General features: G+C 51.1%; 17 protein-coding genes and 1 pseudogene. 8 read left to right on the forward strand and 10 right to left on the reverse strand.

Annotated features, from left to right (window positions below; genetic code table 11):
* Positions 1 to 343 precede the first annotated feature (343 nt).
* Positions 344 to 3,571, reverse strand: a complete 3,228-nt coding sequence (locus SH449x_RS04495; protein ID WP_482380126.1) for a serine/threonine protein kinase — start codon at positions 3,569 to 3,571, stop codon at positions 344 to 346.
* Positions 3,572 to 3,651: 80 nt separating this feature from the next.
* Between SH449x_RS04495 and SH449x_RS04500 the strand changes: the two genes are divergently transcribed.
* The 6 genes and pseudogenes from SH449x_RS04500 to SH449x_RS04525 all read left to right on the forward strand — a co-directional run.
* On the forward strand, positions 3,652 to 4,269 hold the full coding sequence (locus SH449x_RS04500; protein ID WP_482380127.1) for an RNA polymerase sigma factor: 618 nt from the start codon (positions 3,652 to 3,654) through the stop codon (positions 4,267 to 4,269).
* Between the two features lie 233 nt (positions 4,270 to 4,502).
* Positions 4,503 to 5,987, forward strand: coding sequence for a hypothetical protein (locus SH449x_RS04505; protein ID WP_482380128.1), 1,485 nt, complete (start codon positions 4,503 to 4,505; stop codon positions 5,985 to 5,987).
* A gap of 13 nt (positions 5,988 to 6,000) precedes the next feature.
* Entirely contained in the window at positions 6,001 to 6,882 is an 882-nt protein-coding gene (locus tag SH449x_RS04510) for a lysophospholipase (protein WP_482380129.1), read from the forward strand.
* A gap of 93 nt (positions 6,883 to 6,975) precedes the next feature.
* Positions 6,976 to 7,644 (forward strand): hypothetical protein, encoded by a 669-nt coding sequence (locus SH449x_RS04515; protein ID WP_482380130.1) that lies wholly within the window; start codon positions 6,976 to 6,978, stop codon positions 7,642 to 7,644.
* Between the two features lie 77 nt (positions 7,645 to 7,721).
* Positions 7,722 to 8,048 (forward strand): DMT family transporter, encoded by a 327-nt coding sequence (locus SH449x_RS04520; protein ID WP_482380131.1) that lies wholly within the window; start codon positions 7,722 to 7,724, stop codon positions 8,046 to 8,048.
* A 102-nt stretch (positions 8,049 to 8,150) separates the two neighbouring features.
* A pseudogene (locus tag SH449x_RS04525) lies at positions 8,151 to 8,336 on the forward strand (hypothetical protein); the annotation flags it as partial.
* A 310-nt stretch (positions 8,337 to 8,646) separates the two neighbouring features.
* Here SH449x_RS04525 and truB read toward each other — a convergent pair.
* Positions 8,647 to 9,525, reverse strand: a complete 879-nt coding sequence (gene truB / locus SH449x_RS04530; protein WP_482380132.1) for a tRNA pseudouridine(55) synthase TruB — start codon at positions 9,523 to 9,525, stop codon at positions 8,647 to 8,649.
* 158 nt (positions 9,526 to 9,683) lie between these two features.
* On the opposite strand from truB, the gene SH449x_RS04535 reads away from it, so the two are divergent.
* On the forward strand, positions 9,684 to 12,740 hold the full coding sequence (locus tag SH449x_RS04535; protein ID WP_482380133.1) for an FtsK/SpoIIIE family DNA translocase: 3,057 nt from the start codon (positions 9,684 to 9,686) through the stop codon (positions 12,738 to 12,740).
* The gene (locus SH449x_RS04540; protein WP_482380134.1) at positions 12,740 to 12,883 is read left to right on the forward strand and encodes a hypothetical protein; all 144 of its coding nucleotides are present in this window, start codon (positions 12,740 to 12,742) and stop codon (positions 12,881 to 12,883) included. The genes SH449x_RS04535 and SH449x_RS04540 overlap by 1 nt, the downstream gene beginning before the upstream one ends.
* Positions 12,884 to 12,902: 19 nt before the next feature.
* Here the strand turns inward: SH449x_RS04540 and SH449x_RS04545 are convergent, their stop codons facing one another.
* The 8 genes from SH449x_RS04545 to SH449x_RS04580 all read right to left on the reverse strand — a co-directional run bounded on the left by SH449x_RS04545 (position 12,903) and on the right by SH449x_RS04580 (position 22,965).
* Complete coding sequence (locus SH449x_RS04545) at positions 12,903 to 13,469, reverse strand: hypothetical protein (protein WP_482380135.1); 567 nt, start codon at positions 13,467 to 13,469, stop codon at positions 12,903 to 12,905.
* Positions 13,470 to 13,503: 34 nt separating this feature from the next.
* Positions 13,504 to 13,860 (reverse strand): hypothetical protein, encoded by a 357-nt coding sequence (locus SH449x_RS04550; RefSeq protein WP_482380136.1) that lies wholly within the window; start codon positions 13,858 to 13,860, stop codon positions 13,504 to 13,506.
* A gap of 103 nt (positions 13,861 to 13,963) precedes the next feature.
* A complete protein-coding gene (locus tag SH449x_RS04555; RefSeq protein ID WP_482380137.1) occupies positions 13,964 to 15,670 on the reverse strand; it encodes an L-serine ammonia-lyase, iron-sulfur-dependent, subunit alpha in 1,707 nt (568 codons plus the stop codon).
* Positions 15,671 to 15,847: 177 nt separating this feature from the next.
* Positions 15,848 to 18,925, reverse strand: coding sequence for an efflux RND transporter permease subunit (locus SH449x_RS04560; protein ID WP_482380138.1), 3,078 nt, complete (start codon positions 18,923 to 18,925; stop codon positions 15,848 to 15,850).
* The gene (locus SH449x_RS04565) at positions 18,922 to 20,199 is read right to left on the reverse strand and encodes an efflux RND transporter periplasmic adaptor subunit (protein ID WP_482380139.1); all 1,278 of its coding nucleotides are present in this window, start codon (positions 20,197 to 20,199) and stop codon (positions 18,922 to 18,924) included. Before SH449x_RS04565 ends, SH449x_RS04560 begins: the two co-directional genes overlap by 4 nt.
* The gene (locus SH449x_RS04570; RefSeq protein WP_482380140.1) at positions 20,196 to 21,833 is read right to left on the reverse strand and encodes a TolC family protein; all 1,638 of its coding nucleotides are present in this window, start codon (positions 21,831 to 21,833) and stop codon (positions 20,196 to 20,198) included. Before SH449x_RS04570 ends, SH449x_RS04565 begins: the two co-directional genes overlap by 4 nt.
* A gap of 117 nt (positions 21,834 to 21,950) precedes the next feature.
* Positions 21,951 to 22,274, reverse strand: a complete 324-nt coding sequence (locus SH449x_RS04575; protein ID WP_482380141.1) for a transposase — start codon at positions 22,272 to 22,274, stop codon at positions 21,951 to 21,953.
* A 1-nt stretch (position 22,275) separates the two neighbouring features.
* Positions 22,276 to 22,965: an MgtC/SapB family protein gene (locus SH449x_RS04580; RefSeq protein ID WP_482380142.1), complete on the reverse strand. Its 690-nt coding sequence runs from the start codon at positions 22,963 to 22,965 to the stop codon at positions 22,276 to 22,278.
* Positions 22,966 to 23,101: the final 136 nt, after the last annotated feature.

Raw genomic sequence — 23,101 nt, forward strand, 5'->3', positions numbered from 1 at the left:
TGCATCAATCGAACCGTCAGCAGTGTCTTCCGTCTAGGATACAATCCAATTACGGTAGGGACTTCGACCATCCCAAAGCGTGGATGGAGCTAGTGCGGGACTTTGGCAAACGGTTTCGTGCGGTCGCGGGCAAACCGAAAGTGATTGACTCGACCAGGAGTCCTCGGCAGCAGCGTTACAACACCCGTCCGCGGACGCGGGAGCTTCGTTCGAGTTAGGACTTTCCGAATTTCGGTCACGTCATCCGGACGCAACAGGCCCCGCGTTCGTAGATTATTTCTTGGCCCATCGAATCGCTGTATCCCCAATCGCCCCCCTTGTGACTCTTAAGCCACCGGAAAATCTATTGATCGCGGTATTTCGTCTCTAGGTAGATAGGAAGATTGATCGGCTGATCCAAAGGAATCGTAAAGCCTTTGGCTTGAAGCATCGAGACAGCTTCCGTTTTGTCTTTTAAGTCCGAGTTGGCGATGATGCCATCCGATTCCTTGTTCACTTGCCTGATCAACTCTCTCCACTCCTCAAGCGATTCCAAGTAGCGTTTGAAGTCGCGAACGATTGTTTTCGGGTCCAAATTCGGAGAGTTCACCAGGATTTCGAAAAGTCTAAGCTGCAGTATCAGTGCTTGCGTTTGGGTAAGCATCTGCTTCACATCTTCTTGCTTTTCTGGTGGATAGCTTGCCACAGTTTCAAGTACAACTGTTGCACCATTGCCGTACGTTCGATTAATGCCTGCTAGAAGGTTATTGGGAGAAATCTTTGGAGAAATCGATTCGTATCGCTTTAATCCCTCTCCGGATAATTCACGCATTGCTAAGGCAAGCTCTAGTAACTCCGCGTGAAACTCCCTCACCAGGTTGTCTTGAGGCACTCCCAGTAATGTCAAACTGGGGGTTAATGTCCAGCCGATACCACATATAGACTGCTGTAAACCTACCACTTTCATGGAGTCCCACTCTCGAGAATCGGTCCCCCAATGAAAACGTTGCATGAAGTCCGCTGGAACCGATTTCAGCTGCTTGCGATATTCATCGAAAAGACTTTGTTGCGTCAACGCAGAGGACAGCTTGCTCTGATTATCCATGAGCAATCGAATTGCGATGATGCGTTGTTCTGAATTTGCGTTTTTCGAATTGAGAACCCGTTCCGCTGCGCGTACTTGATACAGATGTTCATTTGGTTGTTCGTATGGAAAGCCACCACTCGAAATACGCCCCTGAGAACCTCGAGTTAAACGATTCCAGAGAGCGTTTTCTATAACGTAGGTATCGTAACGATGAAATAGTTCAGGATTGATTTTCTCTAGTTCCGACAACCAATCAAAATCAGGTTTATAGACAGAACCCAAATCACTTTGATTGCTTTTTCCTACCGGCTCCTTAACGTTTGCTCGCAGTCCGGTCAGGCTATCAAACCATTCGCTAGCGTCTTTAGCACCCGATGCGTGTTGGTCTTCTATCCACTCTAACACTCTCGATAATTGCTCACTGTTGAAACGTCTCGTACTCTTTCTCGTTGAGCTTAAAAACGAATGTTTAGCCGCCCTATCCATTTGCTCAAATTGTTTGAATACTGAGTCTACAATTCGCGGATCGTGCCAGCTACTAAGTGGCACGCGAAAACCGATTTCCATTTCGCGACTCCAGAATAGCTTTGCGAACACTTCCTCAAAGAGAGCTTGTTCAGCGGAATGCCCCAACAATACCACTAACGCTTGGAATGTTTCGGCAGGTAATCTGCCGTTCTTTTGCTGCTCGTAAATTTCCAACCATTCTGAGAGATTTTTGCCCTGATACCGAGCTTCGAGTGTTGGTCCTGTAGCAGGGGAGCTCGCAGCAATGGAATTCGCAGGAACGGGCTCCTTTGTGTCAACAATAGTCGGGGTTTCCCGGGTTCCCCCGATTTCTCGGGTTTCCGGTGATTCAGAACGTTTTAATCGTACTTTGGCTACAACCGTCTCTCCCTTCGATACCACGAAGGTATCATTCTCGATCGCGATGCTATCGCTGGGGCTGTTGAGTTCTAGGGAATACTTACCTGCACGTAGTTTGGTTACCTGCGGCCCGATATCCAGCTTGAGCTGCTGCTCGTGTCCATCTTTGGATCGGACGATTTTTAGCTCGCTCTCGGGTAACTCCGACTCGATGATCAGCATACCTTCCTCGACGGGGATCTGGATCAAGATGCCCGCAATAAAAGCTAAAGGGAGCAACGCTAAAGCCACCAAGCTACCATAACGGCGCCACCTGCTCGGGGGTGGCAAGGTGTCGGCAGGCTCTCGTGGCGTTGGCGGATCGTCCTGGTCGCTGGCAACCAATTCCTGCTGGCTGATCAATGCCTCGTCGCGGGGCTTGAGCGTGGCTTGGGCTGCATTCCCTTGTTCAATCAAACGCTTCAGATCAGCCTGTGCAACGAATGGTTCCAGGGCTTCTGCAACGTGCGCGGCGCTAGGTGGGCGATCGTTGGGGTCGGTCGACAGTAGACTGTCGATGATCTTCACTAGGGCTGCAGGGGCATCGCGTCGTAGAGTTCGCAAGCTTGGGGGAGCATGGTGAGCCAGCAACCGCAGCTTTTCCAAAGGCGACAGGTTAGGTGTCGAGGCTAACGGAGCTCGACCGCATAGCAATCGAAACAACGTGGCCCCGAGTGCATACAGATCGGCTCGATGGTCCACTTGCCCTGACCGTTCGGCTTGTTCAGGAGCCATGTAATCGAGTGTGCCCAGAAATTGGCCGACCGAAGTGAGTTCGCTAAGTTCATCGTCCCATCGATCGATTTGTACAAGTCCGAAATCGAGTAGCTTGATCCGTCCTTCGTTGTCTAGCATGATATTCGAAGGCTTGATGTCTCGATGCACCAGTCCTTGAGCGTGCGCATAGGAAAGAGCTAAAGCAATTTGCCGGCCGATCTCCGAAACATCGTAGATGGAAATTTCGCCAATGAGCCTGTTCAATTTGGAGAGATCAAATCCCTCCACGTACTCCATTACGAGGTAATGCAGCGGGCCTTCTTGTCCTGCATCGGAGGCGGTGACGATGGATGGGTGGCGCAAGCGACCGACCGCTTCGGCTTCGCGTTGAAATCGCGATTGAGCGTGAGACAATGATCGTGGCAAGTAAAGTAGCTTTATAGCGAACCGCCGGTGTAATCGAACATGTTCCGCGAGAACGACTGCCCCCATCCCACCTTGTCCGATCAGACTAAGGATTTTGTATGGCCCAATCTGTTTGGATTGAGGCAACCAAGACTGCCAGGGATAGCATCCGCTAACGCCATCGTTGGAACGATTCTTATCTTGAGGGATTAGCGATTGTTCCCTGTTTTGCTGCGTCTCGGCGGCTCGTTCGGGATTTGGTGAGACGGCTTGGAAATTTTCGGGTGAGAAGTCTCGCAAGATGTCTAGTTCCTCTCTGGCAGTCTCGAATCGCCGGAACAATGCCATGCACTGTTGGCAATTTTGCAAATGCTGTTCGATCGTCTCCATTTCAAGGTCAGGGACCATGCCTTCCCAGTAGGATCGTATGGTGTCGGCGGATAAACATTCTGTTTGGACAGTCGCTTGATCGGTCACGTATGCGATTCCTATTTGAGAAGCGTGCTATTCCGATTTGAGGAGCTAGTGGAGCTACACTATACTAGGACGAAATCAGCGTGACAAAACTTCTCAAAGTCTTTCCAATGCCATCGACCGATTCGACCCGTCCCAGTCTGCTAGAAGGGGTAAAAAACTCTTCGTCAAATGCTTGGCATCAGTTGTTTGACATTTATTCGCCGCTGGTGCGAGCATGGGGCAAGCGATTGGGATGCAGTACCGAAGAGTGTGAGGACCTGTCTCAAGAAGTCTTTCAAGCGGTTTCGTCGAGCATTCATCAATTTCGTGGGGATGGCAAGTCGGGTAGCTTTCGTGGTTGGCTTTGGCGGATTACCTATAGAAAGTGGATAGATAGAACTCGCCAGATGCGAGATGAGCTACAAGCGGCTGGTGGTAGCACGGCGGCTGAGGAGTTGGGGCAGTTCGCTGATCCCGACGCGGAGGGGATACCCGAGCCGAGCACGCCTGATTTAATTGGTGCGGTGTTGCAACGTGGAATGGAGCTCGTTCAGAGCGAGTATCAAGAGCGACATTGGCGGGCATTTTGGCTAACTGCCGTCGAGGGGATGCCCTCTGATGTTGCGGCAAGTAAGTTAGACATGTCAGAGTCGATGGTGCGTCAATGCAGGAGCCGGATACTGAGACGTCTGCGACAAGTTATGGGTGATCTGGCATGATCAAGTAGTTTCCGCGGGGAGCTCATCTTGGACGCACGCTGTTATGCCAATGCGAGTCGACAAGTCGGGGTAATAGCTCAAAGGTAATGCCAAGCAAAGCATTAGAATGCAAGCATTCGGAATGGGTAAAACTGCTCAAGCTTTATCGTTTGCGAGGGTTCTAGTCACGTCAACGCAGCATGCAGTCCGATCCTTAGAAACGAGTCTTCGTTTTCTCTAGGGGTATACACGTGATGAGCCATTCGGAATTCGCATTTCAGCCAACCCGACGTCAACTCTTGGCCGCCCTCCTGGCAACGAGCCTGCTGGGTAGCTTTAACGCGTACGGAGATGACCAATCCGAAAATTACAAATCGAAAACTTACCGTGCCAAGGCTGTTGTGAAGTTGAATGGCGAGGTGCACTTAAAAAGTCAGTTGAGCGAGGGTACCGATGGCAAGGGGCGCACAGCCATCGACCGCAAAGCCCCTTTTCAATCGACAGCCACTTTGGAGTATGAAGAAGATGCGCAATTCGACCAAGGGCTCATCGACTGCACGAGTGTACTGAATGTCATCGAAGCTTCTTCGGAAATGCAAGTTGACCGGCATTTGACCAAGACGAAGCTTCGCGAAGAATGCAACGATATCATCCGTTTCTCGCGTACATCGAAACGGATTCTGACCTCGGGGCTCAACAGTCCTATTTTCCATGCCGAGGTCGGTTTGATCGAGCTGCCGATTAACGCTACTTTCTTGGACGAGATTGTCACGAAGAAGCAGGTTAAGATTACGGACAAATGGACACTCAGCGAAGCGTTGACTACCCGCTTATTGGGAGTGGATACCATTCGCGATGGGGAATTAGTCGCTTGCTTAGTGGATGCAAACGGAGATGGAGCACAAATCGAAGTCAAAGGAAGAGTCAACGCAGTCGTCGCTGGTATCCGAACAGCTATATCGGTTGACGGAAAGGCTCAATTGGATCGCAAAGCTGGCGAGATTACTTGGTTCGCTGCGAATGTAGAAGAAGAGCGAGAGATCAGCGAGCGAGCCCCGGGATATAAGGTGTTAGCTCAGGTTCAGATTCGTAAGCAGCAGATCGATGCACTTTCAAACGGGGAAAGCCTGGACACAATAGTGGATCGTATGCCTTCTGTGGAAACCGCCAGCTTCAGGCGATTCCAGTCCGATTTGGGGCATTTCCGGTTCATTGCCGATAGCAAATGGATTACGTTCCGTGACACTGGTGAGAACGCGACATATCGATTTATCGTTGATAATACTAGGGTTGCTCAGTGTAATGTCACGAACCTTGTAGACTATGAGCCTGGCCGACAGCTCAGCATGGATGGATTCGTCGCGGATGTGAAAGCATCGCTGGCCAGTTCTTCCTTCCAGGTCCAGCAATCCTCTGAAAAGGTTACGGGATCAAAAATGCGAGCGATACGAATCGAATCCTATGGACGCGTTAAGGATGTCGATGTCATCTGGATCCACTATCATATATCTAATGACGATGGTCGTCGCGCCGTTCTGGCATTTACACTCAACGCCGAGGATGCGGAAGCTTTCGGGGCTGAGGACAGCCAGATCGTGGATGCATTCGAGCTGATCAATTGGCCGAAGAAACTCGACAGTAAGACGATTGAACAAGAGCTAGCCAAAGCCGAAGGCGAGAAAAAAGGGGACGCTAAGCCGGATGCTACGACCTCCTCTATTCCTAAAACAGCTAGATAAGTGAACCCTGCAAATGAACGGACCTTCGCTGGTAGCTCCCGTAGAATCTTGGATCGAGTCGACCAGCGGTAGGAAACTTTTTGTTAGGAGTTGGGCCAGCGAAGAACCAGCGGGCGTTGTGTTGCTGGTGCACGGGCTTGGCGATCATTCTGGACGCTTCGAGCCCGTCGCACAGACCTTTTGTAGGTCCAACTTTAGCATTGTTGGTTTTGACGCCGTGGGGCACGGTCGAACGGGCGGTTTCATGCCCGAGTTTTCTGTCCTGGCTACAGATTTGGCCAAGGTGATTCGCTGGGTACGAGACAGTGTTACCGTGCCGGTTATTCTGTATGGGCAAAGCCTTGGTGGTGGTCTCGTATTGCATCATGGGCTGAGTGACCGTGAGCCAGCAGATTGCATCATTGCTGGCAGCCCTCTTCTGAGACCTGCTTTTCAGCCACCTGCTTGGAAGCTCTTGATTGGTCGGACCCTTGGTAAATTTTGGCCGTCGCTTACGTTGGGAACCGGGTTGAATCCAAACCATCTAACCAGTGATCCCAACGAGGTTGCGAGATACCTTAACGACCCCGTGGTCCTGCGGCACGTATCGGCTGCCCTTGGAATCTCGATGCTGGAGGAAGGAGAGAACTCCCTCTTGCGAGCTAGGCAGTTGGTCACGCCGACGTTGATTATGCACGGCACTTCGGACCCCATCACTTCGCATCAGGCCAGCCAAGAGTTCGCAAACAGAGCAGGCAAGATCTGCGAACTCAAGCTGTGGCCAAATCTCTTGCACGACCTCCATTTCGAGATCGACAAAGATTCCGTTTTGGCTTTCGCAATCGATTGGATTCGAGACAAGCTAAACGAAGGTGTCGTTTCGAAACGCAACCAACTTCCTGGTAAACCGCGATAAGTCGACTCTCCAAAAGACTGGTATTCGCTATAATCCGCGGTTCCTGCATCTCGAAGAAATTCGATGCCTTTACAACCAATCAGGGAGGAAGCAATGGCTCAAGACCAACGAAAACGACAAAAAGCTCTCGCGAAAAAGAAGCAGCGAGAAATTCAGGTGCGTAAGGAAGCCAATAAGCTTCGAAACCCAACTCCGAGTGAACTTGTTCGTTCCATGCAAAATGGTGCTTGGTACGCATGTTACGAGATGGGGGTAGAAGGACTGCATAACCTGATGTGCATACGCCAAACTCAACAGGGACCGATTGCGTGTACTTTTTTAGTTGACCTGTTTTGTCTTGGTGTCAAGGATGCGGGGATCAGGAGATCCATCGATTTAGCGATGATTTCAGATTTAGTTCTAGAACGAGACGGTCGCCGTGTTTCGCCAGCGTACGTCCTAAAGCTGCTTAACTTTGCCAGCCGGGAATCGCAGAAAATCGGGTTTGCTCCCCATCGGTTAACATCGACTCTTTTGCCCATTTTCCATGATGTTGACGAAGGTGATTGCCCGGAAACCTTTGAATTTGGCCGCAATGGAAAGCCGTTTTACATGTCAGGTCCCAACGAGGACTCATTCCAAATCCAGGAAATCGTTGCCACTTTATCAAAACTTGGACCTGGTAACTTTGACGTAATGGTAGGAGGGAACAATGGCATGCAAGCAATGCTAGAATCGCATTCCATAACGACTGACGCTGACGGCGATGCGAAACCTAGCTAGTTTGTGATTTCCTTTCAAAAACCGGCACAATCCCCTATTCTCGTCGCCTCGCAGCCAGTACCACAAGGGATTTATTAATGAGTTGGATCATCTTGTTCTTAGCTGGAATCTTTGAGGTTGCGTGGGCTGTGGGGTTGAAGTTCACGGAGGGGTTTACAAAGGGATGGGCGACCTTGGGAACTCTTGTCGCCGTTGCATTAAGCATGTTGTTGCTGGGCTTAGCACTCCGTGATTTACCTGTAGGAACTGCTTACGCCATATGGGTTGGCATTGGAGTCGTCGGAACTGCTGCCGCAGGCGTCATTCTATTTAGTGAACCGGTCAGTGCATTTCGTGTTTTGAGTTTGGCCTTAATTGTGATTGGCATCGTCGGGCTCAAGTTAACTTCTACACCAACGCAGTGACGGCACTGGGGCTCATATATGGTGCCATCCACCTTTTTCCTGACTGTTTTTTAACCCCCGATATCATTTGGACAATGTCCCACTAACTAGAGGAGTCCGAACATGGGTAGACCACTACGCACTGAACAGTTCAGGCATGACGAGATCGAGGTAGTGCATAGTGTACAGCGATGCATACGCCGTGCTTTTCTTGCCGGTTTCGATGCCGTTTCGGGGGTCGAGTACTCCTACCGCAGGGAATGGATTCGACGCAGATTCGAAGCCCTCGCCTCAGTCTTCGCCATCGATAGGCAAGCGTTGTCATAGGGGGCAGCGGCGAGCCGCAGCTTGTTTCAGCTAGATCCGAGTTCCGAAAGAACGGGACATCGGGATCTAGTAAGCCCATAACGGCAAGCGAGCAGTCTGGCAAAGCTGCTTGCGAGGATCGACGCTGCCTGCAACTAGCCAACAAGTCCAGCCATTTTAGTTGTTTGCGGTGCAAACGAATCGCACTACGACTGTTGGCCATAGGATTCTGTTCGAGTCAATTAAAAATTGGGGATCGACTGTATCGAAACGACGAGATAAAAAATGGATGGCACAAATTAGTAGGGATGAACTATCCTGGGAAGTACTTTTCGACTTTCCACGTTTCAGTGGATGGCTCAAATTTCACTAGCGAGTGGAGTTGGCCGTTCGCGTTTATGGCTACATGTGTTTGCTCGACGAACACAATAGGTATTTCCAATCGAACTCGTTGACCATCCTTGAGCCTTTGCAGGTCTTGTTCGCTTGGTGCGATGATTGGCATGTGGCCCAACGCAACCAAGGGCGACTGGAGTGCTTGAGCAACGCGTTCCTTCGAATCGATAGATTCCAACGAGTAGCTGTCAGTTATCGAAAACGGTCCGATACGAGTTCTCACAAGACCAGTCATAATGGCGTCCGACTCAAGCGAGCGAGCGAGATCGCGTCCAATGGAGCGAATGTATGTGCCCGTGCTGCAAACAATTCTTAATACCACCTGGGGATAGGAATAGCTCACTATCTCGATTTCCGAGACGGTAACTTGGCGAGCGGGAAGATCGGGGGTTTCTCCTGAGCGTGCTAAGTCGTACGCTCGCTTGCCATCGATCCGCACTGCAGAATAGATCGGAGGGGTCTGTGTTATCAAGCCCCGAAACAGTTCGAGGGCAGTTCGCAACTCGTCGAACGTTGGGATTCGGCAACTCGGGAGCAATTCCACATCGGTCTCTTTGTCAGCCGATGGGCTACTAGCTCCCAATTCAAACGTCCCCAGATACTCCTTGTCCAATTCGTGTACATAGTCGGTCAGTCGGGATGCTTGGCCAACCAGAATCAACAAAACCCCGGATGCTATCGGGTCCAAGGTTCCCGCATGCCCGACCTTGATAGGGCGGATCAGTCGTTGGATTTGATTTACACAATCGCGACTGGTGGGGCCGGCCGGTTTTCCCAAATTGATAATGCCAAACATTTCCGAAGCAATCTAAGAACAAAAGAGCGAGAAGCAAGACGATTGTGCGGATCGTAGCGGAAGAGCATGGAGGGGGCGAGGTCTATACAGAAATCCCAGCAGTTTTGCCGAAGATTGAGATGGGCAATTGTATCTTGATCGTAAGGAGGAAAGGCATCATGGAAAAACAACGATCCGTTCGCTGGGACGTGGTTGCGGTCTGCATGTTCGCTTTCTCTGCGTTTCTATGGCTATCGCTCTGGACTCATGATGCGGCAGACAATCTGGGCAAAGCACCGCGTCCTCTGAGTTTAGTCTACCAACCAATGCCCGCTGCTTATCCGCCGAACGAAAAGTTTGAGAACGCGTGTGGATATTTCGGAGCCCTATTCAGTGACTTTCTGATACAGAGCACCGGAATCGGGGCCTACTTGATCGCCGGTCTAAGCCTGCTATCGGGTATCGTCATGCTCAGACAAAAGCCTTGGGCCTCGTCGCTTGGCAGATCGATCGGCTGGTCTCTGATTCTTCTCTCGGTATGTTGTATGCCGGACCGATTCGGTTGGAAACCGCAAGTAGCTGTTCCTGTCGGGGGAGGGGGCTATCTTGGAGCTGTCGCTAATTTATGGATGGACGAGCACTTGGCTCACGCTGGGTCGATCGTTATGGTCCTAAGCATGTTTATTGGTGGTATGCTTCTAAGCACGGAGTACGCCATCGTAAGGTACTTTGGATATTGCGGTACGTTTGCCATGGTTGCAGCTCGTTACTTTCGCATTCCTCAGTGGAGTTTCCGTCGGCACAAGGAACTGCTGGAGGGCACCTTCTCACCAAAACGCTCGGATTTACCAGCATCGCTTACCTTGCGACAAGATCCAACCTCGATTACGGCGAGCATACCAGCGGCACCGGAGAGCCTGCAAGCAGAGCCTACCTCCTCTAGTTCGAGCTTCACTAGCGTTCGCGGCGCATTAAAGAGCATTGCAACCGCGATTTCTGGGCCAGTGACGAAAGAAAGCGATTCAACTTCGGCGCAAAATATCGTTAACAATCCTGATGGCGGCCCCAACATACGCATTGGACGGCGGGCAGAAGCAAACGTTTCCATTGCCGACCTGGCATCCGAAAGACGCGGTCCCGTACGTACCGACTTGACCGCTCCCAAACCTGTCCCGTTGAGCGAGCTAACGCAAAAAACTGCTTCCACAGCTACAGACGAAGACGAAGAAATCGGCTACGAAGATGACGAATACGTTGATGAAGAGTCATCCGAAGGGGAATACGAAGAAGAGTACTACGAAGAAGATGATAGCGAAGAAGACTTCTCCGACGAGGAGGATGATGATGAAGAGGTACACAGCGAATCTGATGAGGAAGAAGAGACGATCACCGAGGTGACGCCAAAGAAACGGCGCAACATAACGCTTCGTACCGACGCCTCACACATCGAGGAACGAGTACCGACAATAAAGAATGGCAAGACCTCCAAGAAGGATCGAGAAAAGGAAGAAAACGAAAAACCAGCCGAAGAGGATCCTGCCGATTCGATCAAGGATATGGACGATACAAAGCTACCAGAGGGTAGCGAAGAATATGTATTGCCAGGCTTGGACTTGCTCACTGAATCGGATGACATTTGCTACGAAGAGCAAAACGAAGAAGTGCGACGCAAGGCCAAGCTTCTGGAACAAGCTTTTGATAGTTTTGGCTTCAACGTAAAGGTAGTTGAAATTGAAACTGGACCGGTTATCGCTCAATACGAGATCGAGCTGGAAGCAGGGCTTCGACTCAGCAAAATCACCAGCCTGGCTGACGATATCGCGATTGCACTTCGCGTTCCAAGTGTTCGAATCGTGGCGCCTATTCCAGGCAAGAATAGCGTTGGGATCGAAGTGCCGAATGAGAAACGCCAAGTTGTCAGGATGCGAGAAGTGATTGAGGAAAGTGGGCCTCAAATCAAGAAGCAGAAGATACCGTTGTTCCTGGGTAAAGACGTGTCAGGAAAGTCGTTGACAGTCGATTTGGCCAGCCTGCCCCACCTGCTTATTGCAGGACGGACCGGTACAGGTAAGTCGGTCTGTCTCAACTCCATCATCTCATCCATTCTAATGACCAGAAGGCCAGACGAAGTTCGGATGTTGATGATCGATCCGAAAATGGTGGAGCTGAGTTGCTATGGACGCCTGCCTCACCTAATGCACCCAGTCGTGATTGATATGCGAAAAGCAGAAGCCATTCTCGCCTGGGCTGTGGATAAAATGGAGGAACGATACGCGTTGCTAGCGAGAGCAGGAGTGCGACACCTTACCAATTACAATCAGCTAGGGCGTGAGGAGTTGGTCGAGCGTCTCAAACCCGAGTCACCCGAGGAAGCGGATCTGATTCCCGATCATTTGCCGTTCATCGTCATTGTGGTCGATGAGATGGCGGATTTGATGATGACCGCAGGAAAAGAAGTTGAGGCCCACATCATTCGTTTGGCGCAGAAGAGTCGTGCCGTTGGTATTCACTTGATCCTGGCAACGCAAAAGCCGACCGTTGATGTTATCACTGGTTTGATCAAGAGCAATTTACCCGCACGGATCAGCTTCCAAGTTGCAAGCCGAACTGACAGTCGGGTTGTTCTCGATGAAATGGGGGCTGATAAGCTACTTGGAAACGGGGACATGCTGTTCTTGTGGCCAGGAACAAGCCAGCTTCTGCGAGGGCAAGGTACGTTCTTAAGTGATGACGAGATCAACGCTGTGGTCGATCATTGCAGTATGGGTGCAGTGCAAAACTTTGTACAAGAACTCGTTCAACTCAAAGTCAATCAAGAGGGTGGCGAGACCAAGCCGGGAACCTTCAAGAAGCGTGACGACTTATACGAAGCGGCGGTCGATATCGTCGTACGCGAGGGGCGTGGGAGCTGTTCCTTGCTACAACGAGCGCTCGGAATCGGCTACGGTCGAGCAGCACGATTAATCGATTTCATGTCCGAGGATGGGATCGTGGGTGAGTACAACGGTTCTCAGGCCCGCGAGGTCACCATCTCGGTTGCAGAATGGGAGACCATGCGTGCGGATGCTGCAGCCGAATCGGCTGGTTCTGGCAAGCGTGGTAAGAAGATACGAAGGGACGAAGGCTGGGACGATACTCCAAAGAAGCCCAAGTCCTCGAAAAAGAAAAAGCAACCCGAGCCAGAGGAGTCGCTAGTCACGCCGCAAGAAGACGATTACTGGGAAGAGACCGATTGATGAATCTCCGTCCACAGACGTCCGGGATCAATAACGAAAAAGCGTATCCGCAAAAGAGTACTGCTCTTTACGGATACGCTCTTGTGAAAGAGAAACGAGAGCACGAGGCTATGCTTAATCCCGCTCCCTTTTGGTTGGCTTAAAAAACGCTGAGAGAGCACCTCAGACGAGATGATGCTCAACCTTGGCGATCGCGGCCGATTCCGATTGCGAAACGCTTCCGAGTCCCATAAAACCACCGGAAGCCTGGGCAACCGTCTGACATAACTCGATTAACTCCCTGACGAGTGTTTGGCGATCGGCTGGTTTCATCTGATTCAAAAAGTTTGTTGCAAACTCTTTCCATAGATTCCACAAATGGTCAGAGGGGGGAGTTTGGAACCAAGGGTGATCCATAAGCAATTTTGCTGATTCAGTAGGGAAACCTTTTTTCTCAAGCAGTTCGATAATCGCTTTCTTCTCGGCCTCATCCGCATGCCCATCTGCCCAAGCAACAAAGACAATTGGAGCCCATATGAAAGCAGCAGCCGCCGAGGAATCCCAGCCTGCGTCGACTAAACTCTCGATAACCTCACGGTGAACAATACCTGTTAGTTCCTGGATGGCTTGGATCGATTCCTCGCGATTTAGTTTTTTCCCAAGCAGATCGATCAACTCTTGATCCATGCGGAAGAAAAATGCTTCTGCTAAAGTTTCACCTCTACTTAGTTTCTGTACATCTTGAATCATTTAAGTACCTCAACCCTTCGGAAAGTGAATGTAATTAGTTTTCCACCGACTCGTTTTGAAACCAACTTCGCCGAAGCACCTTGCGTCGGCGGCATATATCAATCCTCTGGCAAGCAACGACGCCCAATCGGTCAGTGATCCGATCAATGACGACGTCCACTTTCTCGTCGATGTCTTCGATGATGATCGGATCCTGATCACGGATACGGACTTCGATGCGACATGCTTTGTCGACACCTCCTAAGAACGGGCCATTGGTATCGTAGATGGTTACACTTATATCGCTGATCTGGTTCTCAAGCCGATCCAGAGCTAGCTCAAGCTTTTGATAGGTTTGTCGCTTGATCGCATCGGTCAAGTCGATACCATGGGTGTGGATGCACATCTGCATGATCAAACTCCTAGCCAGAGAACACGAAATGCCAATGTTCAATAATACGGCTAGTCGATCATTTGGGTGTACTAATTAGACCGCAATGATGCGTTGAAAAAACCTAAGTGTCGATTTTCTCAGTGGATTCCGCTGATTTCGTCGATTGCTGTTGTGCTTTTTCTGCCTTACTAAGAGGCTTGACCGCAGAAATCGCACAGCCGCAACCCGAGCCGCACGCCGACTTTCGAAGAGCTAGCTCATTCTCTATTTTGAGGGAAGTAGGAGTGATCGCCAACCCTCCCAAGGAGGTACAGCGATGCTCGCGAGGCATCTTCGAAGCAACATCTTTTGCAGCCCAAATGACTTCATCGAGGGGGATAAGCGAATCAAAGTTGGCGAGAGCCATATTCGCACAGCATAGAGCATTGCTAGCGGCCATAACATTCTTCCCCAAACAGGGGGCTTCGACCCGATTGGCGATCGGATCACAAATGAGGCCAAGCATCGACTGAAATGCTAACGATGATGCCGCTAGGCATTGCTTAAGGTTCCCACCCGTGAGGGTTACCAGTGCAGCTCCTGCCATGCAAGCGGCCGCGCCTCCTTCAGCTTGGCAGCCTCCCACCTCTGCGGCAAAGGTCCATTGGCCAGCAATAAAGACACCAATCAGCCCGGCGGCGAGCATAGCACGTGCCATGTCTTCCTCTGATAGTTGTAGCTCTTCCGCAACGGCGATCACAGCTCCTGGAAGGGCAGCACAAGCACCGGCGGTAGGTGCTGCAACGATAACCCCCATCGAACTCTTGACTTCCATCAGAGAGGTAACATACAGGATGATTCTGTTCAACATGCTTCCGCCGAGCAACCGCCCCTGTTGCCATTCTTCTTGGAAGCGACCTGATTGATGCCCCAATACGCGGTCATTGTAGGATGTACCTGCAATTCCTTGAGAGATTGACCGTCTCAGGATGCGAACAATATCAACCATTTGATCGATAACCTGCTGCGGGGACAGATTGCCCCGATCACACTCATAACGAACAGCTAACTCCCAGAGTGACAGTTCCGTCTCTGATTCCGCGGTCGCTGCGACGTATTGAAAAAGTTCGTTACCAGTGCGGAACGGTACCTTTAGCCCTCGATAGGATTTCACTGGCAGAACGGAATCCAGTTGCTTAATCCATTGGATCGAGATCCATTTTGACAAAGATGACAAGGACTCCAGCTCGAACAGCCTACCTGCTTTAATCTGAAGGAGATGTTGATCTGCATGGGAATGCATTACGACTTCATCGCACTCGAGGTGGCTAAGAACCCACGCTTTAACATCCGCCTCGTTGACGTTTGAGTTGAGATGGAAGCAAATCAGTGTTTCGCAATAATCACCGAGCATGGATAGCCGGAAGCCATCGATCTCGATGACTTCGATCATTCCACCACCGGTGGAAATCGCTATGAGAGAGTGAGTTTCTTTTTGGTTGCCGAGTTGTAAGCGATAAGTATTCGGGTGGGGATCGTCAATGTCGATCGTTTCGAATCGCAGTTCTATACCTGCTTCTTTCAAGTATTCGTAGGATGCGGGCAAACGTTCATCATCAGCAGCCCATCCCAGCAAACCTCCGAACAGCCCCATGTCGGAGCCTTGGCTTTCATGCGTCGTGGGAAGTGAGCCACCGCGATCAAATTCAACGAGAACGTCTTGAATAGCGTCTCCCATCAAATTTCGGGCCAAACGCCCAATTCTTAAGGCCGCAGCGCAATGGGAACTCGAGGGGCCTCTCATCACCGGCCCAATGACGTCGTTAAAAATACTGACAGGGTTTTCCATAGCGATTTTTCTGATTTGCAGCCTGCGAGAGCGGTCGAAATTCCGACCACCCCCAACGACCAATTATCACACAAATCGCGCCAAAGTGAATGCCCTCGATCCGGTCCTCTGTACATTTGTCCAACGTGCGTCAAATCAGCCAAGGTTGTTAAAGATGCACGTTTTCCAGCAAAAACACTAAATCGGCTTAGCTGGGGGGGCAATAATGCGATAAGCCAGCGGGCTGATGAACAGCGAAAATAGCGTAGAACCAGTTAAGCCCCACACGATCACGTTTGCTAAAGGGCGCTGAACATCAGAGCCAAGTCCTGTGGCCAAGGAGGCTGGTAATAGCCCGAGAATGGCGACCAGCGAGGTCATCAATCCACGCCGCAAGATATCGCACCTGCCAGCCACAATTGCCTCGTCGATGCCCATGCCTTGCAATCGATAGCCGGTGACAGCTTTGTACATCAAAACCGCATCCATCATGGCGATTCCGAACAAGGTCGCAAATCCGACTCCGGTCGATACGTTTAGATACATGTCTCGAAGCAAAAGAGCCAAAGCGCCGCTGGCTACAGCAAACGGGACTGGTGTCATCATTACGAGAGCAGCTCGCAAGGACCCAAAGACCACCAACAAGGTCGCAAATATCAGACCGATCGTAACGGGAATGAGAATCATAAAGTGTCGGTAAGCACGATCAAGATTCTCGAACATTCCCAACCACATCACGTTATATCCTGCCGGCATGGAAATCGCTTCTCCAAACTTTTGCTGCGCCTCCGCAACAAATCCCCCTTGGTCTCGCCCTTCGATATCGCAACGCACGGTGATACGGCGACGACCGTTTTGTCGAGCGATGATCGTTTGTCCGTCTTGGACTTGAATGCGGGCCACCTGCGACAGGGGAACCGGAGTCCCCTCCTCGTTGTAGACGAACAATTCCCCTATGGCAGTCGGCGATCGACGTGATTCCTCATCTAATCGAGCCACGATGTTGAAGACACGCTCACCCTCGAACAATTGACCTACGGGCTGACTGCCAATCGCGGTATTAACGAGTTCCATGACATCTTGGATGCGTATATTGAATCGAGCGCATAGTACGCGATCTGGCTCGATCAACAACTGCGGTTGCGGCCCTTCCTGTTCGATATTCACATCCCGAGATCCGCGAATGGAACGGAGTAGATCCACGGTCTGATTGGCCAGTTCCAGCAATACCCCCTGGTCTTCACCGGACAATTCCACCGCCAGATTTGCAGAGGTTCCGTTAGCGTCCTCGGTAACGCTGTCAATGATAGGCTGAGTGAAGTTGAACCGCGTCGTAGGAAACTCGTCACGAAAGCGATTACCAATCGCGGCGACCAATTCCTGTTTTGATTGGAATTGCTGCCACGAGTCTCTCGGTTTGGGACCGATCATCATTTCAATGCGGCTCGGCGGGAATGGGTCGGTTCCGTCGTCGTTTCGACCAGCCTGAACCACAGCGAATTTCACGTCCTCGAACTCCAGGGCTATTTCACGTAATCGCCCACCGTAAATGCTGGTTTGTTGCAGAGCCGTGCCGTCGGGAAAATTACAACGGACCCATACGACACCCTCGTCGAGATAAGGTAGAAACTCGACTCCCAACCTGCTGAACACTACCCCGGAGACCAATGCGAGCACCCCCAAAGCACCTGCAAACACGAAGACTCGTAGCTTGAGTAAGGTCGTCAATATAGCACGATAAACCGGTAATCCCCATCGCAATACTGGACTGATCCAGTCGGTAGGTGGTTTCCGAAAAAAGAAGGTCGCTAGAGCCGGTAATACAAAAAGAGAGTAAATGAGGGCACCTGCCAACGCGAATAGAATCGTGATCGCCATCGGGCGAAACAATAACCCTTCAATTCGCGTCAAGGACAATAGGGGCAGAAATGCTATCATGACAAGCCCCATCGAAACGAACACGGGACGCTGCATATCCAATGCCCCTTGTCGAACGATTTCGTACACCGAAGTCTCGCCTCGTTCTCGAGCACGCCCCAGTCGACGGGCGAGCGTGTCGGTCATGATCACTGCACCGTCAACCAAAATGCCAAAGTCGATGGCACCAATGGATAGCAACCCTATCGGGATGTCGACAAAGTACATCAGGACGAGCGCGAACAGCAGGGAGAACGGAATCGTCAGGGCTACTAAAAGAGCGAGCGACGGTCTACCCAAGAAGAAAATCAAAACCAAAACCACCAGCGTAATCCCCAGCGAAACGCTATGTATCACTGTGTGCAAAGTCGTTTCGATCAAAGTGGAGCGATCGTAGTACGATCGTATCTGAACACCGTCGGGTAATCCTGTCGCATTGAGTTCCGCTACGGCTTCTTGGACTCCAGCTAAAACAACCGAGGGGTTCTCCCCTTTTCGCATCAATACGATGCCTGCCACACCATCGTCGATTTGGTCCTTGCTAAAAATCCCTGCTGGATTGCTGTAGCTGACTTGTACTTGAGCAAAGTCTTTCAGGTAGATCGGGGTACCATTTACCGTCCGAACGAAGATACGCTGAATATCCTCGAGCGTTTCAATCTGCCCTCGTCCGCGAACGACCAAGGACATATCTCCTTGGCGAACAACACTGCCACCACCAGCGGAGTTGTTTCCTTCAATCGCATCCTGAATCTCTTTGAGCGTAAGGTTGTAGCGTCGCAATTGGAACGGATCGAACGTGATCGCGAACACTTTTTCCTTGCCACCAAAATTGGATACTTCGGCAACGCCGGGAACTTGCATCAATCGACGTATAACGACCCAGTCATTGATTGTCCGCAATTCGAGTGTATCGTAGCGACCGTCGGTTGCTAATTCGTATCGAAAGACTTCGCCATAAGCGGTGGCCAAGGGACCTAACTCCGCTTCGACTCCTTCTGGCAACTCCAGTGCAGCTAGACGTTCTTGAACCCGTTGTCTGGCCCAATACGATTCCGTACCGTCCTTGAATCCCATTTGAACTACGGAGAGTCCGAATATTGTCCGAGACCGAACGACGGCGACATTCGGGACTCCCAACATTGCATTCTCAATCGGAATCGTAACAAGACGTTCGACTTCTTCCGGTGCGCGTCCAGGAAAAACAGATATCACCTGAACCATCTGCTCTGAAATATCGGGATAGGCGTCGACTAGTTGACGCTGGTTGACCCACACGCCAACAGCTGCTAGGCCACCCACCAATAACAATACGACCCAACGCAAACGGAGGGATGCTTCAACTAGACTCGCTATCATCGTTGAGGCTCCCCGTTTTGAGTTGCCGCATTTTGCAGATTTCGCATGGCAACCGTCGCTGCGGGTTGCAGGAGCATAGCACCCTTGGAAATGATGACAGCACCAGGCGCGAGACCGGAGAGTATTTCGACTTGGCCATTTCGATTGTCACCGATCTCGACGAGAGTCACCTGCCAAGCCTCGCTGGAATCAGGCGACTGAACTAGCACATAATCATCCGCTCCAAGGTGAATCAAACTCTCGGCGGGTATCAACAATGCGTCTCGAGGGTCGGTTCCCAATCCAATCTCCGCGAACATACCAGGCCGCAAAAGATCGTTAGGGTCATCTACGAAGAACAATACGCGAAGGGAACGTCGTTCTGGGGACAACACACCGCTGATGCTGCGAACTTTCCCAGAAAATATCCGATCTCTCATGCCTATAAATCGCGCTTCGCAGGACTGTCCGATTCGAACGCGAGATTTGAATTCTTCGGGAACATCGGCAATCACTAAGTCGACCTCGGCGGAAACCTCCTCGGTCAGCATCCGAGGGTCAAGCCCGTTGAGCTCTAACTGGCGAATGAACACGGCCGCGTTACGCTCGGCTTTACGAAGCTCAATTTGCGCGGCGCGAATCGCCTGCCGAGCAGTTATCTCTCGTTCGAGCAGTTCTGCTCTTGCTAGTTCGTAGTCTGCCCGGGAATCAGTGCCCGCGGCAACGAGACGCTCTGCCCGTTCCACAACACGACGCTGAGCGTCAATTTGCGTTTTCGACAATTCTTCGATCAATCCGAGTTGCTGTTGAAAGAATTCGACATCAAGCTCGTTCGCTCCCCAATCGAAGAACATGCTCAGCACTTCGGGGTTGTTGAATTGCCATTGAACAGAGCGATCCTCTCCGACAGGACGCAAGCTCGCGACGATCGATCCCGTGACTCTCAGTAAGGGAGTCGTTGTCGTCTGTTTTGCTACACGCGTCGTTGCCAGCTTCGTTGCTAAAGCACTCGCTGGATCAATGCGTATCATTCCTGCTTCCAAAGGTTCAACGGCCCTGTTGATGGCAGGTGCTTCAAGTGAATTTCGCGAGGGGGATTCCGGAGTTTTAATCAAGTAAAACAGCACTAGTCCACCGACACCCAGGGCGGCAACAAATTGAGTGGTAAAGGACCAACGCTCCCAAACGGTTGCTTGGGTCGTTCCACTGTTTTGTTCGTTGCTCATTGGTGGCATCGAAGCTGTTTTTTCTGCGACTACTGGTTCGTTCTGGGATTCTATAGGGTCGCTCGTCATGGTGATACTTGTTCTCCCAGCGTGGCATAGTAGCGAATGATGGCCCGTCCTAGGTTAGCACGACTCTCAATGTATAGTCGGTAAGTTTCACGATAGTTCCGTTGTGCATCCAAGACATCGATGAGTGGGCGTCCTCCAGCATCGTAGGCTTTGTTCAAGCTATCTCGGACTTCGATCGCCAGCTTGAGTTGCTCTTCAGCAACTAGTCGAGAGTTTCTTAGAGCGGTACGTAAGTCCGAGGTTGCCTGTACGATCTCGGCTCGTAGCGCAGCTTCGCCCGCCTGTAATTCGTAGCTGCTTTGCGTTAAAACCGATGCCGCTCGGACTCGATTTCCCTGGTTGCGATTATGAACAGGTAGCGACATACCGAGGCCGAAACCGAAAGAATTAGCGTCCGGAAATCCAATCGCCTTTTCTTGGAACTGACGCGTATAGCCTATTCTTGCAGCCATCTCGGGGAACGCATTTCGGTATTCCACCCAGGTCTCGGCTCTGGCTTGTTGAATAGCGGAACGCAGCGCGTTGATGTCAGGTCTCTGCGTCAACGCAATCTCCATTGCCTCTTCGACAGGCAAAGGATCCAATGTGTCGATATCATCCAAGGTTCCTGCTATGTCGAAATCGGGATCTGCTGTAGTACTACCAAGCAACGAACGGAGGTTCGCGATCGCGGCTACCAAATCATTATCCGCATCGCTCAGCTCTTGCTCTGCTCGCAAACGATCCAGCCGAACTCGCTGGAGCTCCACTGGTGGTCGTCCTCCTGCGGAAACCGATCGCTCAGTCAATTCTTCCACGCGGGTGAGGTTCTCAACATCCCGCATCGACAGTCGCTTGATGGCCTTTGCTTCTAGTACGTCATAGTACGCCTCTGCCGCCTCCAACACACGTTGCCTCACCAGGTCAGCGTACTCGAACTGAGTGACGCGAACTTGTAATCGAGCAGCTTGCATTTCGGCGGCTCGTTTTCCAAAAAGAAACCAATCGATCGGTTGCTCTAGGCCTATATCGAGTTGCGGAGGGCCACCTTCACGTTCATCAGCAATGAACGGACGAGTCAGCGGGAGAAGCGTTTGGTCGATATTGAATTCCGGGTTTGGCTTAAGCGAAGCGGTCAAGGCATCCGCGCTGGACTGGTTGATCAGTTCTAAACCTGCGCGAATGACAGGATCGGAAATCAAGCATTGATTGATGATTTGATTTAGCGTTGCTCCTGAACTAGATTCTGAATCCGAATCGTCGTCTGCAATCTCATCGCGAGGAAGGTCATCAAATTGTTCGGCAACTCGAACAGCAACACTATAGGACGGAGTGATCAGAGATACCTCATCGCCGACCTCCAGGTATTCGTCTCTCGCGGATGCCAGTGAAACAGTCGGCTGTGAGTAAGTGGCTGGTTTAAAGACCGAGACATCCTCAAGAGCAGTTCGATCGCTCGGGCTTGAAACCCCTTCGGTGATTTTGCCATTCTTGGGGGCGGGGGCCGTGAACTGCGAATTTTTGGGGGCTTCGGAAACATGTCTCGCAACCCTCTTTGGAATCCAACCTCTGGCAGCCGAGGACTGCGTACAACCGGGGATGCCGACTGCTGCAGTTACAGCGAGGCCCATGAAAAAATAATGGAATTTACTCATAGGATTTCTCAAGATACTGTTCGTTCGTTACAACGCCATCCAGCGCTATCGGCCGTTCGACTTTCCCTTACGGTATCGATCATGCAGGTCTGTTTAAAAAGTGGAGTGGCAGGGGTTCTAATCATTATTCGTTGGTGAATTCGATGATTCGTTAAAGTGTGACGATTGTTTCGATTTCGACAGGGCACGTTCAACTTCTTCCCATAGCCCCTGATTCTTAAATAAGTCGTGATAGTAGCGAACCGTGGATGGATTGGGGAACGTCGCCGGAAGTAGCCGCCATTGGCACCCCGAAACTTGCTGAAACCGAATCGCATTGACCACTTCTCTCAGATCGATCTCCCGTCTTCTGCCACCTGGTTTTGGTTGTGGCATAAATCGCTCGATCGCTTCCCATTGGGCATCCGTCAGGTCTGTTGGTAACGGCTCTCTCTGACTCATATCACGCTGCCGATCTCTGCCAACTGACAGCTTTGACTTCGGGTTCGATGCATAACCTGGCTACAATCTCCTCTAATAGCCGATCGTTGCGTTCGAGCGAAAAAATGTCAGCAATCACTACGGTGAGATCCCCTTCTGCGTCTTCGTGCGAAAGCCCTTGCAGTATCATCCGCTCTTGTCCATTGATGTGCCGCAGAAGAATTTGCCTTACGTGAGCGTCCTGATTTGCGTCTGCTTCGACCCGTAAGCGATAGACCATCTCAATATCATTGGAAGCCTTTACGCGAGAATCGATCCAGCGTGTGAAGGGTCGTAACCCGAGGTGTACTGCAAGCACACCTACCGTCCCGACAACCGCGTGAGCTGGAAAGCCCGCACCAGCCAGCGATCCGACCGCTCCACTGCACCAAATCGTAGCGGCTGTATTGAGTCCACGAACGTTCAATCCTTCTCGTAGAATCACACCTCCCCCAAGGAAGCCTAATCCACTCACGACCTGGGCAGCGATGCGCGTAGGGCTCGCATCTTGATCAATCAATGTTGATAGTCCCACGAACAGAGCCGCACCGAGAGCAACCAAGGCGTTGGTTCTTAGTCCAGCAGTGTGTTGTCGCCACTGGCGCTCGACACCGATCAGCATCCCAAGCAGCAAGGCTGCTGTCGTATTCAAGGCAAAAAGACCGAAGCTCATATTCACTCTCTCTGTTGATCATCATTGATTGCTTAGCGTTATACTCAAATTACAACCATTTACCAAAACGCCGGATATATGAAACGTTGATTCCGTGAGTTGCCAAACAGCTCGTCAGCAGTGTGACAATCAGCCA

The organism is Brakhagea baltica (genome assembly GCF_052161605.1).
In the GTDB taxonomy this organism is placed as follows: domain Bacteria; phylum Planctomycetota; class Planctomycetia; order Pirellulales; family Pirellulaceae; genus JBKCUI01.